Origin of the sequence: Pseudochrobactrum kiredjianiae (assembly GCF_030362795.1) — a bacterium.
GTDB lineage: Bacteria > Pseudomonadota > Alphaproteobacteria > Rhizobiales > Rhizobiaceae > Pseudochrobactrum > Pseudochrobactrum kiredjianiae.
On record NZ_JAUCBM010000005.1, the window covers coordinates 87,516 to 103,750 of the forward strand.

Annotated in this window: 16 protein-coding genes and 1 tRNA gene; 14 read left to right on the top strand and 3 right to left on the bottom strand. The window is 49.8% G+C overall.

The features are described 5' to 3' along the window. Positions 1 to 131 precede the first annotated feature (131 nt). The 4 genes from yajC to QUF18_RS11695 all read left to right on the top strand — a co-directional run bounded on the left by yajC (position 132) and on the right by QUF18_RS11695 (position 4,642). Complete coding sequence (yajC, locus tag QUF18_RS11680; protein ID WP_289387279.1) at positions 132 to 476, top strand: preprotein translocase subunit YajC; 345 nt, start codon at positions 132 to 134, stop codon at positions 474 to 476. Positions 477 to 764: 288 nt separating this feature from the next. Next, entirely contained in the window at positions 765 to 3,014 is a 2,250-nt protein-coding gene (secD, locus tag QUF18_RS11685; RefSeq protein WP_434547420.1) for a protein translocase subunit SecD, read from the top strand. Positions 3,015 to 3,376: 362 nt separating this feature from the next. Next, positions 3,377 to 3,766: an Mth938-like domain-containing protein gene (locus QUF18_RS11690; RefSeq protein WP_289387536.1), complete on the top strand. Its 390-nt coding sequence runs from the start codon at positions 3,377 to 3,379 to the stop codon at positions 3,764 to 3,766. 3 nt (positions 3,767 to 3,769) lie between these two features. Beyond that, entirely contained in the window at positions 3,770 to 4,642 is an 873-nt protein-coding gene (locus QUF18_RS11695; RefSeq protein WP_374806625.1) for a phytoene/squalene synthase family protein, read from the top strand. 146 nt (positions 4,643 to 4,788) lie between these two features. On the opposite strand, the gene trmFO is transcribed toward QUF18_RS11695, so the two are convergent. Beyond that, positions 4,789 to 6,192 carry a methylenetetrahydrofolate--tRNA-(uracil(54)-C(5))-methyltransferase (FADH(2)-oxidizing) TrmFO gene (trmFO, locus tag QUF18_RS11700; protein WP_289387281.1) on the bottom strand — a complete coding sequence of 468 codons (1,404 nt, stop codon included), beginning with the start codon at positions 6,190 to 6,192 and terminating at the stop codon, positions 4,789 to 4,791. Positions 6,193 to 6,602: 410 nt separating this feature from the next. Beyond that, positions 6,603 to 6,755 (bottom strand): DUF1127 domain-containing protein, encoded by a 153-nt coding sequence (locus QUF18_RS11705; protein ID WP_022711474.1) that lies wholly within the window; start codon positions 6,753 to 6,755, stop codon positions 6,603 to 6,605. 470 nt (positions 6,756 to 7,225) lie between these two features. On the opposite strand from QUF18_RS11705, the gene QUF18_RS11710 reads away from it, so the two are divergent. The 7 genes from QUF18_RS11710 (at position 7,226) to QUF18_RS11740 (ending at position 12,955) form a co-directional block, all read left to right on the top strand. Next, entirely contained in the window at positions 7,226 to 7,636 is a 411-nt protein-coding gene (locus QUF18_RS11710) for a hypothetical protein (protein WP_289387282.1), read from the top strand. Between the two features lie 23 nt (positions 7,637 to 7,659). Then, positions 7,660 to 8,598: a sterol desaturase family protein gene (locus tag QUF18_RS11715; RefSeq protein WP_289387283.1), complete on the top strand. Its 939-nt coding sequence runs from the start codon at positions 7,660 to 7,662 to the stop codon at positions 8,596 to 8,598. Positions 8,599 to 8,839: 241 nt separating this feature from the next. Continuing rightward, on the top strand, positions 8,840 to 10,003 hold the full coding sequence (locus QUF18_RS11720) for a DUF2157 domain-containing protein (protein ID WP_289387284.1): 1,164 nt from the start codon (positions 8,840 to 8,842) through the stop codon (positions 10,001 to 10,003). After that, entirely contained in the window at positions 10,000 to 10,581 is a 582-nt protein-coding gene (locus tag QUF18_RS11725) for a GDYXXLXY domain-containing protein (RefSeq protein WP_289387285.1), read from the top strand. The genes QUF18_RS11720 and QUF18_RS11725 overlap by 4 nt, the downstream gene beginning before the upstream one ends. Before the next feature lie 133 nt (positions 10,582 to 10,714). Continuing rightward, positions 10,715 to 10,797, top strand: a tRNA-Leu gene (locus tag QUF18_RS11730). Between the two features lie 182 nt (positions 10,798 to 10,979). Continuing rightward, complete coding sequence (locus QUF18_RS11735; protein WP_289387286.1) at positions 10,980 to 12,446, top strand: metal-dependent hydrolase family protein; 1,467 nt, start codon at positions 10,980 to 10,982, stop codon at positions 12,444 to 12,446. A gap of 71 nt (positions 12,447 to 12,517) precedes the next feature. Beyond that, complete coding sequence (locus tag QUF18_RS11740) at positions 12,518 to 12,955, top strand: hypothetical protein (protein ID WP_289387287.1); 438 nt, start codon at positions 12,518 to 12,520, stop codon at positions 12,953 to 12,955. 82 nt (positions 12,956 to 13,037) lie between these two features. Here QUF18_RS11740 and QUF18_RS11745 read toward each other — a convergent pair whose 3' ends face one another. Further along, on the bottom strand, positions 13,038 to 13,535 hold the full coding sequence (locus QUF18_RS11745) for a hypothetical protein (RefSeq protein WP_289387288.1): 498 nt from the start codon (positions 13,533 to 13,535) through the stop codon (positions 13,038 to 13,040). A 26-nt stretch (positions 13,536 to 13,561) separates the two neighbouring features. Between QUF18_RS11745 and QUF18_RS11750 the strand changes: the two genes are divergently transcribed. The 3 genes from QUF18_RS11750 to QUF18_RS11760 all read left to right on the top strand — a co-directional run bounded on the left by QUF18_RS11750 (position 13,562) and on the right by QUF18_RS11760 (position 16,162). Then, complete coding sequence (locus QUF18_RS11750; protein ID WP_289387289.1) at positions 13,562 to 13,768, top strand: hypothetical protein; 207 nt, start codon at positions 13,562 to 13,564, stop codon at positions 13,766 to 13,768. Positions 13,769 to 14,165: 397 nt separating this feature from the next. Then, the gene (tig, locus tag QUF18_RS11755; RefSeq protein WP_289387290.1) at positions 14,166 to 15,581 is read left to right on the top strand and encodes a trigger factor; all 1,416 of its coding nucleotides are present in this window, start codon (positions 14,166 to 14,168) and stop codon (positions 15,579 to 15,581) included. 104 nt (positions 15,582 to 15,685) lie between these two features. Next, positions 15,686 to 16,162: a GNAT family N-acetyltransferase gene (locus tag QUF18_RS11760; RefSeq protein ID WP_289387292.1), complete on the top strand. Its 477-nt coding sequence runs from the start codon at positions 15,686 to 15,688 to the stop codon at positions 16,160 to 16,162. The last annotated feature ends 73 nt before the right edge of the window (positions 16,163 to 16,235 follow it).

Consider the following 16,235-nt stretch of genomic DNA (forward strand, 5'->3'; position numbering starts at 1 on the left):
GTGAATAAATTTGATGTCTGCCGCTGAAATACGGGGCTTTGACTACATAATTCCCTAACCCGACACCGGTTTAAGGAATTCTGCAGTCGAGAAACATCAGACAGTTTTCAGTTTGACGAGGAGTCACTTTCATGTTTGTTACCCCTGCTTATGCTCAGACCGCCGGCGGCGGTGCTTTCGGCCCTGATATGCTGATGAGCATTCTGCCTTTCATTCTTATTTTTGTTGTTATGTATTTCCTGATTATCCGCCCGCAGCGGACTCAGATGAAAAAACGCGGCGAAATGCTCACAAATATCCGCCGCAACGATACAATCGTTACCGGTGGCGGCATTCTCGCTAAAGTGACTAAAGTGATTGATGATAACGAACTGGAAGCAGAAATTGCTGATGGCGTTAAGATCCGCGTACTGCGTTCGACAATCGGTGATGTTCGCACCCGTGGCGAACCGGTTGCTGACAACAAAAACAAGTAAGCACACTTGCTGATTTGATTAAAAAGCGCGGTTCATCCGCGCTTTTTTTATTTTAAAATACAAAAGCTTTGTGCTGCAAGGCAACATTATCATTTTAAAATTTACCGCATAAGCCCACGTACCTGCTGAGATTCTTACGAATCACGTATAAGGTTAACCAAAGAGGTGGTGTGGGCAGGATTTTCCGTGTTTTATTCGACGGTGTTCTCATTACATTGCTGTAATTTCTGATCCTGTTTGTTGCGCACCTCATGCGAAACAGCATAAATTTTGACGGATGGATTGCCGATGCTCTATTTCCCGCGCTGGAAATCGGTTCTGATCTGGCTGGTCGTGCTGGCCGGTTTTATCTTTGCTTTGCCGAATTTCTTCTCCGCACAGCAATTATCCAGCTTGCCTGCCGGTTTCCCAAAAGGACAGATCATCACTGGTCTTGATCTGACAGGTGGTACGCGTGTGGTGCTGGCATCACCGAAAGTGACTGCTGAAAATCTGGATAAGACGGCTGCGGTTATGTCTGACCGTCTGACTGAGCTTGGCTACGATAATGCCCGCATTACTGTGCAGAATAAAAATCAGATTCGCGCTGAAGTGCCGGACGTTTATGACGCGCAGCTGATCAAAGATCTGCTGAGCCTGACAGGCGAGATCAATTTCCGTCAGGCAAAAGAAATCACGACACCTGACCCGCTGGCTGAAGGGCTGGTGCCGCAGGATTCAGAAATCATCTATTCTTTTGATGAACCGCCGGTCGGTTACATCGTCAAAAAAGCACCTATTTTGACCGGCACCGATATTGCCGATGCTGAAGTGGGCGTGAACAGTAATCAGGATTCGGTGATTACGATTTCACTGACTGAAGCAGCAACGAAGAAACTGGCTGATTTCAGCGGTAAGAATGCCGGTGCTGTTATGGCGGTGGTGATTGATAATCAGATCGTTTCGGCACCACGTATTCGTGAAGCTATTACATCGGGCAATTTGCAGATTACCGGTGATTTTGATCTGGAAACGCTGAGCAATCTTGGTGTGGTTCTCCGCTCCGGCCCTCTGGCCGCACCGGTTGAAGTGCTGGAAGAACGTAGCATTGCCTCGGCTCTTGGTCAGAACTATGCAAGCTATGGTCTGATTACTGCACTGAGCGCGCTGATCGTTGTCGCGTTGTTTATGGTGCTGTCTTATGGCCTGCTTGGTGTAATTTCGGTGATTGCGCTTGGCGTTAATGTGATGCTGGTTGTGGCTGTGGTGTCTTTCTTCGGTGTGGCTGTGGGGCTTGCCACCATTGCCGGTCTGGTGCTGACCATCGGTATGGCTGTTGACAGTAACATCCTGCTGTTTGAAAAAATCCGCGAAGATCGCCGCAATGGTTATTCCGTTGTGCAGGCGATTGAATCCGGCTTTTCCCGCGCCCGTGCCTGCGTGATCGATGCGAATTTGACCACATTGATTGCAGCTTTGGTACTGCTGATGTTCGGTAGCGGCCCGCTGCATGAATTTGCGATCATCGTGACAATCGGTGTTGTGACGACTTTGTTCACGACGTACACTTTCTCGCGTTTGCTGATTTCGCTTTGGGTGCGTCAGTCCAAGCCGACAACCATTCCTGCGCGTCTGCTCAAGCTGGTGCCGACCAACACCAAAATCAGCTTTATGAAGCTGAGCGGTATTACCGGTGCAATTTCGGCGGTGGCTTGTGTTACTGCCCTTGGTTTGTATTTCACGCTGGGACTGAATTACGGTATCGATTTCGATGGTGGTTCTTCCGTTGAGTTGCAGTCCCGTGAGGGTGCCGTTGATCTGGAAGATATCAGTCAGCGTCTGTCCGAACTGAATATTGCTAATGCACGCGTTGTGCAGGGTAAGAATGAAAATCTGGCTGAATTGCAGATTGGCACGCAGGATTCCGGTGATGATGCCGAGCAGACTGTTGTGGTGAAGCTGCGTGATGAGTTCGAGCAGGATTATGAGTTCCGCCGTGTTGAAGTGGTTGGGCCGACTATATCCGAACACCTGTCCCGCATCGGTAATGCAGCGCTTGGCCTGTCGCTGATCGGTGTTTTTGCCTATCTCTGGATGCGTTTCCGCTGGCAGTTTGCTGTCGGTGCGGTTCTGGCGACTGTGCATGATATTATCATCATGATCGGCGTTTTTGCCCTGTTCCGTCTGGAATATAATTTGTGGAGCCTCGCGGCGCTGCTGACAGTGCTTGGCTATTCGCTGAATGATACGGTGGTGGTCTATGACCGTGTGCGCGATAATCTGCGCCGCTATCCGCAAATGCGCGTGAGCATGCTGGTGGATGCAGCAATCAACCAGACGCTGTCACGTACAATCCTGACATCGCTGGTGACCGTTTTGGCACTGATTCCGCTATATATTTTCGGTGGCGCAGATATCGGCTCTTTCGCCATTATGATGGCGCTGGGGATTATTATCGCGACCTATTCATCGGTCTATATTGCGGGGCCGTTGTTGTGGTTGCTGGGTATTCGTCCGTCTGACGTGATTGAGCCTGCAGAAACCAAAACGGTTGGCTGAGAAGTAAGCCATAAATAACAATAAGTTTTGTCTGTAGCGATAGAGCCTTTGCTATGTTCAGTTGAACATAGCAAAGGCTCTATCTTCTTCACTATCCGCACATCTTAATCCGAAAACCGGTTTCCACTTTTCGGGATGTGCTCTGCGCTGCGGGCAAAACTGTTTAAAGCCTGTGGCAAAATACCCATATTGCTGTAGAAGGGGCGCAACGTGACAAATTTTGTGCCTGATACTGAGCATTTCCAGCAAAAGTGGGAACCGGTTTTGCGTTAGGAAATGCGTAAAACAATTAGATAGAGCATTTCCAATGATTCAATTTATACTGGAAATGCTATAGCTTGATCTGAATAAAGAGAGACATGATGAACACTGGTATTGAAATCCGCGAAGCGCATTTTCCGGGGCGTGCCCCGATTGATGCCTATGGCAATGGCGGGTTTCGTTTTGCGGAAATGTCGCATCGTGGTTCATTGTTGTGCTTGCCATCCGGCGTTCACGGCTGGGAGCCTGCACAGTCGCCGCTTCTGACTGTGAATGATCTGGAACTCATCCTCGAACAGGCAAGTGATATTGAAATTCTGCTGGTTGGTACAGGTATGGATCTGCGTCGGATTCCGGAAGATGTTAAGGCGATTTTGCGCGAGCATCGCATTACCTCCGATCCGATGAGCACCGGTGCTGCTGTGCGTACTTATAATGTGCTGCTGGCGGAAGACCGTGCTGTTGCGGCTGCTCTGATTGCTGTGGAGTGAGCTGTGGCTGAAACCGAGAATAAGGTTGCCCTGACAGCAACTGAGACTGATCATTACCAGCATTGTCTGCAATTTTTGCGCCAAAGTGATTTTGACCGCTATCTGGCTGTGCTTTATGCGCCGGAAGACAAGCGTCCGGCATTGGCGGCGCTTTATGCCTTTAATGCCGAAATCGCCCGTATCCGTGATGTGGTGCATGATGCTTTGCCGGGTGAGGTGCGTCTGCAATGGTGGCGCGATCTCATCAATGGCACTGAACATGGCGCGGTGACCGGTAATCCGGTGGCTGCTTTATTGCTGCAAGCTATTCAGGATTATCAGCTGCCGCGCAGTGTCTTCGATGCCTATTGTGAGGCAAGGATTTTCGATCTTTATAATGACGCAATGCCGAGCCGCAATGATCTGGAAGGCTATTGCGGTGAAACAGCCTGTGCGATTTTGCAGATGGCAGCAATGATACTGGATGCGGATGCAGCCAAATCATCAGCTGAACTGTCCGGTCATGCCGGTGTGGCTCAGGCGGTTAGCGGTTTGCTGCGTTTGATGCCGTTGCATCGCCGTCGCGGGCAGGTCTATGTGCCGGAAGATATGTTGCAGGCAGTGGGCGTGAGTGCTGAGCAGTTTATCAAAGGTGATGACAAACAAGCCATGCAGCGTGTGGTGAGCGTGCTGACCGCGCTGGCGCAGGAACATTATGCAGCCTTTGAAAAACAGCTGATGTCTGCCAGCCTGAAAGCGGCCTATTTGCCGGTGCGTCTGGTGCCGCTGGTACTGAAACGTGCAGAGAAGAAGGCCGAACAGGTCGCGGAGCAGGGCATTGATCTGTCGCAATTTCGGCGTCAGTGGACTTATCTGAAAGCTTCTTTCAAAGCATAAACATTACAGCATAATTCCTTAAACTTGAATCAGTTTCAGGTAAAATTATGCTGTAAATATAAAGTGTTAGAGCGACCTTTGTGCGCCCAAGTGGGCGCACGGCGCTCTAAAAAAGCCGGAGATTTAATCTCCGGCTTTTTTAAATATTATTGCTGTTCTTCCAACCAGACTTTGAAGTCACTTAAAGCACGCGCACTCAGTGCTCGTTTTTTAGCCTGCGTTTTTTCTTTACCACGCAAACGCACGCCTTCCTGTTTTGGAACTGTAATTTCCGGAAACAGGCCGAAATTCACATTCATCGGCTGGAATGAGCGTTTACCCGGTTCGTCATTGCTGACGAGGTGGCCGCCGGTGATGTGATTGAGCAAAGCACCAAAGGCCGAAGTGACCGGAGGCGGAGCCAGCGTTTCACCACGCTGCTGTGCTGCCGCAAAGCGACCGGCAAGCAGGCCCATTGCCGAGGATTCCACATAGCCTTCACAACCGGTGATCTGACCGGCAAAACGAATCTGTGGTCGTGATTTCAGACGCAGATTGGTATCCAGCAGTATCGGCGAGTTGAGATAGGTATTGCGATGCAGGCCGCCGAGGCGGGCAAATTCTGCATTTTCCAGACCCGGAATCATACGCAAAATGGCAGTTTGTTCGCCATATTTCAACTTAGTCTGGAAGCCGACCATATTATAGAGTGTGCCGAGCGCATTATCCTGACGCAACTGCACGACTGCATAGGCCTTAACATCCGGATTATGGGCGTTGGTCAGCCCCATTGGTTTCATCGGGCCATGGCGCAATGTTTCAGGACCACGCTCTGCCATGACTTCAATCGGCAGGCAGCCGTCAAAATAAGGTGTCCCTTCCCATTCCTTGAATTCGGTTTTTTCACCGTCAATCAAGGCCTGAATAAAGGCTTCATACTGCTCTTTATCCATCGGGCAATTGATATAGTCTTTGCCAGTGCCGCCCGGGCCGACTTTGTCGTAGCGCGACTGGAACCAGCAGACATCCATATTGATACTGTCGAAATGGATAATCGGCGCAATCGCATCAAAGAAGGCGAGAGAATCGGCTTCAGTTTCCTGCGCGATTGCCTCCGCCAGTTCTGCGGCCGTAAGCGGCCCCGTGGCAATGATCGTCGTGCCCCAGTCTTCCGGCGGCAGACCAGCAACCACTTCACGCTGGATAGTGATGAGCGGATGTGCTTCGAGCTTTGCGGTGACTGCATCGGAAAAACCGTCGCGGTCAACAGCGAGCGCACCGCCTGCCGGAACCTGATTGGCATCGGCGCAAGCCATAATCAGCGAATTGGCCAGACGCATTTCTGCATGCAGCACGCCGACGGCATTGGTTTCAGCATCATCCGAACGGAAGGAGTTGGAGCAGACAAGCTCTGCCAGTCCTTGCGTCTTGTGCGCATCTGTGCCGCGCACGGGGCGCATTTCGTGAATGATGACGGGAATACCGGCGCTGGCAATCTGCCATGCTGCTTCGCTGCCTGCCAAGCCGCCGCCGATAATGTGAACTGGTGAAAAAGATGATGAACTGGACATGCTTTGTCCAATACCGCTTTTACGGCTCTGCTTCAATTGCCTGAATGTCTGATCACAGGCTTTTGCTATGGCGCGAGACATAAAAAAATAGCTTCGTCGCAGGAGGGAAGGCGACGAAGCTATTTTAGGGAGGGACTGATATGGAGGTATCAGTCAGCGCAGAATGTGAGATTTCAATAGGGAATGAAACCTGTCAGCGCTTTATGCCTGCTGAAAAACGGGAGGAACGACAGCAGGCAATAAAACATGACCGGTACGGGAGGAGGAATACCGGCCATGAAAGGGGAGGATGTTGTATCCGTCTGCGCCGGTAATCGGGAGGAAACTCCGGCGAAGCTATCTTGTAACTCAGCTCACTATCAGTTCCGGCGAATTCCTGAAGCTGACAGTTTTACCAAGCGGTCTTTTAATTACATGCCAGCTGTGTTGGACTTGCGGGCAATGTAAGGAATGTCGGAGCGGGAGATGCCAAGATCACCGAGTTCACGGTTGGACAAACGGTTCAGTTCGGAAACTGTATCACGGTAACGGCGCCAGTTGTTGAAAGAGCGAATGATGTTCATTTTTAAAACCCTCGATTGTGTTTCGTTGTGTTGTGTAATCTGTTGTCCTGTATATAGCCCGTGGGTTCGGAAATGAGGAGAGACAAGTTTGCATAGCTCCTCTGCGAGCCTTGCAAGCCTCATTTAAACGATTTAAATCGCTATTTTGTCGCTATTTGAACATGATTGGCCGGTTGGGAAATTTTCGTTCGTTTAAAAGAATTTGCACGCAATTTTTATGCGGATAAGCAAAGTTCTTGTCACAAAAACATCACGCATGGGTTGTGTATGGTTTTTGACGTTTCAAGAGCTATGCAGGCGGAACAGGGGTGTGGCTGTGCCGGATGATGAATGCGGTATCTGAAACTTGCCCGACAATAGAAAATACAGCTTTTTACACCCGATTATTGAGTGCTTGAAAGCGGTCGGTTTTCGTGTGAACCTCTCTGGCAGACACGAGAATGGCTTGTTTACGGGGGAGGTCAGGTCGCTTGTTGAGTTTGCCTGTACTGATTGGCATGATTGCTGCCGGTATTATCGCCGGTGTGCTGGCCGTTCATTTTTTGGGCGGCAACAAGCAGAGTGTTTTAAACAGCGATACAGAGGTGATTGCGCGTTTCCGGCAGGATTATCCGGAGAGTTCAATCGGCATAATTTATTTTACGCGGGATCACCGCGCAGCTTTTTTTGATTTGCCGCAGCAGGGCACTGGCATTGTCCATGGGGTCGGTGCGAAGTTTCTGACACGTATCTTACAGACTGGCGATATTCAGGAAATCCGCAAACAGGACGAAACCAGACTGTTTCTGCGCATGCATGACTTTACATGGCCAGCGGCTACATTTTCTTTCAAAGATAAAAAGACCCGTGATGTGGTGTGTGACTGGCTGGCAAGAACGTAAAAATAAGAAGGGGAGTGGTCTTCATGAATGAACCGGCATTCTTCGACGTGACACTGCTGGCAGTGCCGCTTTATCTCCTTGCTATTATGATTGAGCTGGTTGTGGTGCGGTATTGGCACCGCAAGGGCGAGTTTGAGACCCGCGATGCACTGACAAGCTTGTTGATGGGAACCGGTAATGTGGTTGCCGGTTTATTGCTCGGCTTTGTCTCGGTGACGACCTTGTTGTGGGTATGGCAGTTCCGGTTTTTCGATTTAGGGCTGCATTGGTGGGTATTTGTTGCAGCCTTTATCTTCGATGATTTGCGTTATTACTGGTATCACCGCATCGCCCATCGGGTGCGCTGGGTCTGGGCAGAGCATGTCAATCATCATTCCAGCCAGCACTATAATCTCACCACGGCTTTGCGTCAGTCATGGACAGGGCAAATTACCGGCATGTTCATTCTGCAAGTGCCGCTGGTGCTGCTTGGCTTTCATCCGGCGGTGATTGCCTTTGTCTATGGTTTTAACCTGATCTATCAATTCTGGATTCATACAGAGGCAATCGGCAAAATGTGGAAGCCTGTTGAGCTTATCTTCAATACGCCATCGCATCACCGTGTGCATCATGCAACCAATCCGCGTTATCTGGATGCGAATTTTGCCGGTACACTGATTATCTGGGACAGACTATTCGGCACCTTCGTCGAGGAGCTGCCGGAGGATATGCCGCGCTATGGCATTGTGCGGAATATCGGCACATTCAATCCGGTGCGGGTGGCATTTCATGAATGGGTCGGAATGTTGAAAGATGTGTTTGCACCGGGGCTGAGCCTGCGCCAAAGGCTGATGTATATGGCTGCGCCACCGGGCTGGAGCCATGATGGCAGCCGCAAAACATCGGAAGATCTGAAAGCAGATTATGTGCGACTGCATCCTGAAGAGGCAGGAAAACCGGGATTGCCTGAAAGCCGTTCTTAATTTAACACGATTATAGCGGTTCAAGTTAAGACTGAAACATTGGAACCGCTGTAATTATTTGTTTTATGCATTGTTCCAAGTAAAGCCGCTTTGTGCTTTTACCGCTACAACATCATTCCTTAAACTTGAAACAGTTTAAGGAATGATGTTGTAGTATAAAATATTAGAGCGACCTTGTGTAGCGCCCAAGAGGGCGCACGGCGCTCTAATGCTTTTAAAACGGCTTATACAGGAATGTCATTTGTCCTTATTTGTTTCGCTGGCACGACAGATTGATCAATGGCAGTCGCAAGGACTGCTTGATCAGGAAACCGCAGACAGACTGCGTCTTGATGTGAAGACTCGTCATAACGGGTTTGGTATGGGTGGTGTGCTCGCAGTGCTTGGCTCATTACTGCTTGGCGCAGCGCTGATCTTGTTTATTGCGGCGAACTGGGAGGTCATCCCCCGCATTTGGCGCGTGGCGCTGATCCTGTTTATTATGTGGGGCGGTTATCTCGGTGGTGCATGGTTGCAGCAGCGGGATGAGAACAGATTGGCGGCAATCTTCGCGCCGTCGCTCTACTTGCTCTCGGCTATTACCTATGGTGCTGGTATCGCGCTGGTCGGACAGATGTATCATATGTCCGGTGATATGACGACGGCAGCACTGACATGGGGCATTGGTGTGCTGATTGCAGGTGTTCTGCTGCGCGCACCAATCCTGACAGCAGCAGCATTGGGCATCGGTGGTTTTTATCTCTACACGGTTTTGAGCGAGCTTGGCGGACAGATTAATCTGGTTGCATCCTATCGCTGGGTTTTGCCGCTTTATATTGCCGTTTGTGCCGCAGCGATTATTTATACTAAGGCTGACAAAGCCATGCATTTACTGGCGATGCTGACACTGGCCTATTTTCTGGCTTTGTATTTCGATCTGGAAAGCGCTGTCACTTTGGTGCTGATGATCGTGCTTGGCACTGTTCTGATTATCTGTCAGGGGCGCTGGCCGGCTTTTGAGCGCTATAGTTACGGCTTTGGCGCACAGCTTGCCGGTTATGGTCTGGCCGCATTGTTGCTGGCGCTGTTCATCTTTCAGGTTGAGCATAAAGGGGTGTTCAATAATTATGAAGCGGGGGCTGATGCTGTCTATTCGCTGGTAGCAATTGCTGTCTGCGTGTTTGCTCTGATTATTGCGGGTGAGAAAAGTGGCCAGTTGCGCTGGTTTGCCTATGCCGGTTTCTCGCTGCATGTGTTGTATTTGGCAACGGTGACTGTGGGCACAATGATCGGCACATCGGGTGTCTTCCTGATCGGCGGTCTTCTGGTGATGGGGCTGGCTTATCTGGTTACCCGTATGGAAAAATATCTGCATGGCTCAGCTGTCAAAGCGGTGTCCGTTCATGATGGGGAGCAGCAGCCATGAACCTTCTTAAAAAGCGCTGGCTTTATGTCGCTGCCATTATCGCGGCATTGTTGCAAACCATTGTCATGCTGGCGGGCGTGCAGCAGCGTATCAGTATTTTGCGTAATGGCACTGAAGTGGTGTTGCGTACAATGCCTGTTGATCCGCGCGATCTGATGCGCGGAGATTTTGTGACGCTGAGCTATGAGATTTCCCGTCTGCCTGCACGCCTCATCAGTGGTGAGCCGCCACACAAAAGCGGGCTGAACTACATTTATGTCGTGGTGGCCAAACAGGCCGATGGTGTGTGGGCTGCAGACCGTGCGCAGTATACCCGTCCTGATGCACTGAAAGACAATGAAATGGTACTGCGCGGTGAGGTGGAAGCGCCGTTCCAGATCTATGACGAGAACTCCACGATTCCTGTCGTCTATGGCATTGAGCGCTATTATGTGCCGGAAGGTGAGGGGTTGGCAGTTGAGCATGCACAGCGGGACAGTGCAGTGGATATTGTTTTGTCGGTAAATGAGAAGGGTGTTGCTGCCATCAGAGCGCTCAGAATCGACGGAAAACAGGTGTTTGACGAGCCGTTGTTCTGATGCAGACTATAAAAGGGGGATGATAAGATCTGTGTATGACGGGATCATATCAAAAATAATCTGTTTTCCCCCTTTGACCTCTGAAAATTGAATGCTATAGAGCGCGCACATCAGAAGCACGCTTGCTTCGGTTGCGGATATGGCGAAATTGGTAGACGCACCAGATTTAGGTTCTGGCGGGAGACCGTGGGGGTTCGAGTCCCTCTATCCGCACCACTTTTATTTCCTGAAAATCTGTCTTTATATTCACTGCAGGAAATATATCCTGCCGGATGATAGTAAATTTCATAAATTCTAAAACTTTATGCCCGAAGTTTCGGCTTGTATTAATATAAGCTGACATTCGTATAGATTATGCGGATGCAGGTTTTGGAAAATTTATGGAAAGGCAGTGAGCCATGAGAAACTATAGTGCGCGATACCGGCAATATGCTCATGGTTTCGGATGTTTGTGTCATAGTCCTGAAATTACACAGTTGAATGAGCGCATCAGTCAGGGACTGAGCCGTCGTTCTGTGTTGAGTGGCCTTGCGGCAGTGATGGCCGGTGCAGTGGTTGCTGATCCGGTGTCAGCCTTGGCGCAAATGCCAGCTGCTTCAGTTGCCCAGCCTGTTTTGCTAACAAATTTACGTATTTTTGACGGTAAATCATCCAAGCTGATTGAAAGGCAACAAGTTCTGATCAGCGGTGGGAAAATTGCAGAAATTCTCAAAGCCTCAGAAAAAGTTGCAGACGCCAAAGTAATTGATTGCGGTGGTCGCGTCTTGATGCCGGGGCTGATTGATGCCCATTGGCACAGTATTCTGGCGGCTATTCCGCAAATGGTGGCGATGACTTCTGATATCGCCTATGTGCATCTTGTTGCAGCACAGGAAGCGCAGCGCACGCTGATGCGTGGTTTTACGACAGTGCGCGATATGGGCGGGCCGTCTTTTGCGCTCAAACGTGCGGTTGATGAAAAGCGGATTCCGGGGCCGCGCATTTATCCGTCCGGCGCAATGGTATCTCAGACCTCCGGTCATGGCGATTTCCGTCAGCGCAGTGATATTCCGCGCCATAGCGCCAATGATCTGAGTATAGCGGAATCAGCGGGCATTGCCGCTATTGCAGACGGTGAGGCAGAAGTGCTGCGCCGTGTACGCGAACAGCTGATGCTGGGGGCGAGCCAGATCAAGATTATGGTTGGCGGCGGCGTTGCATCTGCCTATGATCCGCTGGATTCCTTGCAGTTTACCGAGCCAGAAATCCGTGCGGCTGTGATGGCTGCCAAGGATTGGGGCACTTATGTCTGTGCGCATGTTTATACATCAGCAGGCATTCAGCGTGCGCTCGCCTGCGGTGTGCAGTCGATTGAGCATGGTCAGCTTGCGGATGAGGAAACTGTCAAGCAAATGGCTGATGCCGGTGCATGGTGGAGTATTCAGCCGTTTTTGGCAGATGAAGATGCCAATGTTTATGCCTCACAGGTACAAAGCGATCAGCAGAAGATGATTGCAGAAGGTACGATCCGCGCCTTTGAACTGGGGCCGAAACATAATGTAAAAATGGCATGGGGTACGGATATCCTGTTCAATCCGAAGGGTACCGCTTCTCAGGGACGTCAGTTGGCGAAACTGTCGCGCTGGTTTGAAAATGCCGATGTGCTGAAAATGGCAACCAGTACCAATGCGGAGTTGCTGGCAATGTCAGGCAACCGCAATCCTTATGCTGGTGCTATCGGCGTGATTGAAAAAGGTGCAATGGCGGATATGCTGCTGATTGATGGCAATCCGCTGGAAGATATTTCTCTGATTGCTGATCCTGACAAAAATATGAAGCTGATCATCAAAGACGGTGTGATTTATAAAAATACACTGGCTGCATGAGCCTTTGATGCGATGTGTATTTCTGCGGCCGGACTTTCCGGCCGTATTGGTGTGAAGTTTGGGAAACTGAAATGCGTACCGGTAAAATGAAACTGATTGCATCGGCTGTCACGATGGTTGCGCTGTTTTCCGGCTCAGCTGCTTATGCCTTTACAGCAGGTGACTATTATCTGCCGGTCAGCGCAGAGGCTAAGGCCATTACCGGCGATATTCAGATTGATGATTTCAGTATCCGTTTTGAAACCGGTGCAACGTTGAAATTCTCTGAGCTGGTTGCAGAGACATTTGAAGTTGACGGGAAAGAGCTATCTGCATCGGTATATCGTGTTGCCCAACCTGCTGATCCTGCTCTGAAGGATGGCAAGCCGCTATGTGGTAAGGGTGATGTCTCTTACATTGTCTATTGGATGGCGATGCCGGAGCAGGTCACGATCGGCGTTTTTACCGGTGATAAGCCGCCTCGTCATGATGCGGAACGCTGCACAGCATATATTTACAAGAGCCGGTGAGGGCGTCAGGCCATAATTATTCAAAGCATAAAAAACCGCTCTGATTGCCAGAGCGGTTTTTTGTATGTGATTATCAACTGTCTTACAGTTTGCTTTCGAGCAGAGTGGTCAGCGCTTTTGTACGCGGTTCAATATCACCGGCATTGGAAAAAGGCTTCCAGTTGATTGTCAGCTTGCCGTCTTCAAATGTCAGGCCATCCGCATAATTAGAAGCCGGTGCGGTTTTCTCATCATAGAGAATGGTGACTGATTTCAGCTTTTCTTGCAGCGCAGCCTTGCCCATATCATCGGCTGCAATGGCTTTAAATGAGCGGATCACAGGTTCAATAACCGTGTTTTGCAGATAATCTGCATTGGTATAAGAATCTGCATAACCTGGCAGTGCAAGACTGTTGAGGTTCAGCTCAATCGCCACCGGAAATCCTGCTGCTTCCTGAATGGATTTTTCAGAGGCTGGCCAGACGTCTTTAGCATAGGCGGCAATCGCACGGCGTTCCGCAAGACCTGCTTCCTGAGCATAGGCGCTTACAGCGGTGAATGGCAAAAGCAGTGACAGCAAAGCAATGAAACGAAATTTCATCAGGTTAATTCCTTGAAACAGAAAATATGTACGGTTTTATTCTTGCGAAAGTCACGATAGACAACGCGTCTATGGTTGCGCCCTTTATCAAATCTGATGATCGCAGAGAAGAGCCGGTTTTGAGCAGCCGGTTTCATAGCGGGGCTTTACGCAAGGGCACATTTGTTTTTGAAGCAGGTGCAAGAGAGCGGGGAAGCCGGATTTTATGGAAATGGCTGATTTTCCTGATCTGAAAGCACTAAAATCCGGTTGTTTGCATGGCGAATATTCAATCGCATCTTGTGTTTTGCGGGCGCTGATTGTAATGGGTTTGCGATAAATGGGATTCTGGTGCAATGCTGTGGCACAGGCTCCGACACGAAATGTGGCGGTATGCTGTTGAATGAGCAGACATTGTGCAGGAAATTCAATAGCAGAAATCAGGTATGGCTGCTTTAAATCCGTACCATTTATATATAGAGTCGCGGCCGTTCATCGGCGGATTTTATATCCGTTCAGGGATGTCACATAGCCTTTGCGCATTTTTGTGCGCGGTGTGTGGCAACAGAAAAACAAGAAATTTCGCTAACTACGGCGACAGCAGTCATGCGGCCGGCCATGCGAAACGAAGACAAAAGTGAAGGTTTGGACATGCAGGTTACCGAAACGCTCAATGAAGGGCTGAAGCGCGAGATCAAAGTCGTGGTTCCGGCACAGGATCTTGAAGCAAAGCTCGCTGAGCGCCTCGAAACCGCTCGCGGTCGCGCTAAGATCGATGGCTTCCGTCCTGGTAAAGTACCTTCAGCACATCTGCGTAAGATGTACGGCAAGTCTTTCATGGCTGAGATCGTGAACGAAATTCTGAACGATTCAACCCGTTCGATCCTTGCTGAACGCAACGAAAAAGCTGCAACCCAGCCAGAAGTTGCAATGAGCGAAGACGAAGCAGAAGCTGAAAAGGTTCTGGCCGGTAAAGCTGACTTCGAATTCACCATGAATTACGAAGTTCTGCCAGCGATCGAAATCAAAGACGTTTCCGGTCTTAAAGTGACCCGTGAAGTTGTTGATATTTCTGACGAAGAAGTTGAAGAGCAGGTTAAGAAAATCGCTTCTTCCGCACGCACTTTTGAAACTAAAAAGGGCAAAGCTGAAGATGGCGACCGCGTAACCATGGATTACCTTGGTAAGCTCGGTGACGAACCGTTTGAAGGCGGCGCTGATCAGGATGCCCAGCTGGTTCTCGGTTCAGGCCAGTTCATTCCGGGCTTTGAAGATCAGCTGATCGGTGTAAAAGCCGGTGACGAAAAGCAGATCAAAGTAACTTTCCCAGAAAATTACGGCGCTGCACATCTGGCCGGTAAAGAAGCAACCTTCGACGTTACTGTGAAGGAAGTTGCTAAAGCTGCTGAGCTGGAACTGAACGACGAAGTTGCAAAGAAGCTGGGCATTGAAAGCCTTGAGCGTCTGCGTGCAGTTGTTCGCGAACAGATCGAAGGTCAGTATGGCCAGATCACCCGTCAGAAAGTTAAGCGTCAGATCCTCGACGGTCTGGATGCAGAATATCAGTTTGATACACCAGAACGTCTGGTTAACGCTGAGTTCAACAACATCTGGCAGCAGATCAATTTCGACCTGCAGCAGGCTGGTAAGACTTTTGAAGACGAAGAAACCACTGAAGAAGCTGCTCGCGAAGAATATCGCAAGCTGGCTGAGCGCCGTGTACGTCTTGGTCTGGTTCTCTCCGAAATCGGCGAAAAAGCCGGTGTAGAAGTAACCGAAGAAGAACTGCAGCGCGCTGTATACGATCAGGTTCGTCGTTACCCAGGTCAGGAACAGCAGGTTTATGAATTCCTGCGTAAGACTCCTGATGCGGTTGCTAACCTGCGCGCACCAATCTTTGAAGAAAAGGTTGTTGATCACCTGCTCGGCACAATCGAAGTCACCGACAAAAAAGTGACCAAAGAAGAGCTGACAGCTGATGAAGAAGGCGCAGAAGATGCAAAGCCTGCTAAAAAAGCTGCTCCAAAGAAAAAAGCAGCTAAAAAAGCTGACGATGCAGCTGAATAATCAGTCCGCATAGAATTACGAGAAAGCCGCGTTGCAAAACGCGGCTTTTTTGTTGGCTAGTGTATAATATTTGCAGATCGCGTTAATCAGGCAGGAACGGTGAGATGGCTGTGAAACCACACTATCATTTATGCAAAGTGCTGAGTGGTGATATGGCGCTGCCTGTATGGTCGCATGCCGTTACCTTGGTGCCGTTCCGGCCAGATGTGCCGGAGATGATTGCGGCACTTCATGCTATGCTCACCAGCTCCTATGAGGCCGTTGGCGATCATGTGCCATCATTGAATGTATGGTGGCAGGCATTGTCTGAAGATGCCGAATATGAAACTGCGCTGATCTTTCCGGTTATGAACGGGAAGGGTGAGTTGATTGCTTTCGCGCATTGCTGGAATAGCGGTTTTATCAAGGATATAGTCGTGCAGCCTTCATGGCGCAGGCAAGGCATTGCTGAGGCACTGCTGCTGCATTGCTTTCAGGTGTTTTATGCGCGTGGGGCAGATAAAATCTGCCTCAAAGTCGATCAGAATAATCCTTTTGGTGCGGAGCGCCTTTATCGTCGGCTGGGCATGACGGATGAGTGATCGTGCTGTGAGGTCATTTATCTTTACAAGCACATGCTTTGTTACAGGAATTTGCATTTTTTCTGTCAATGCA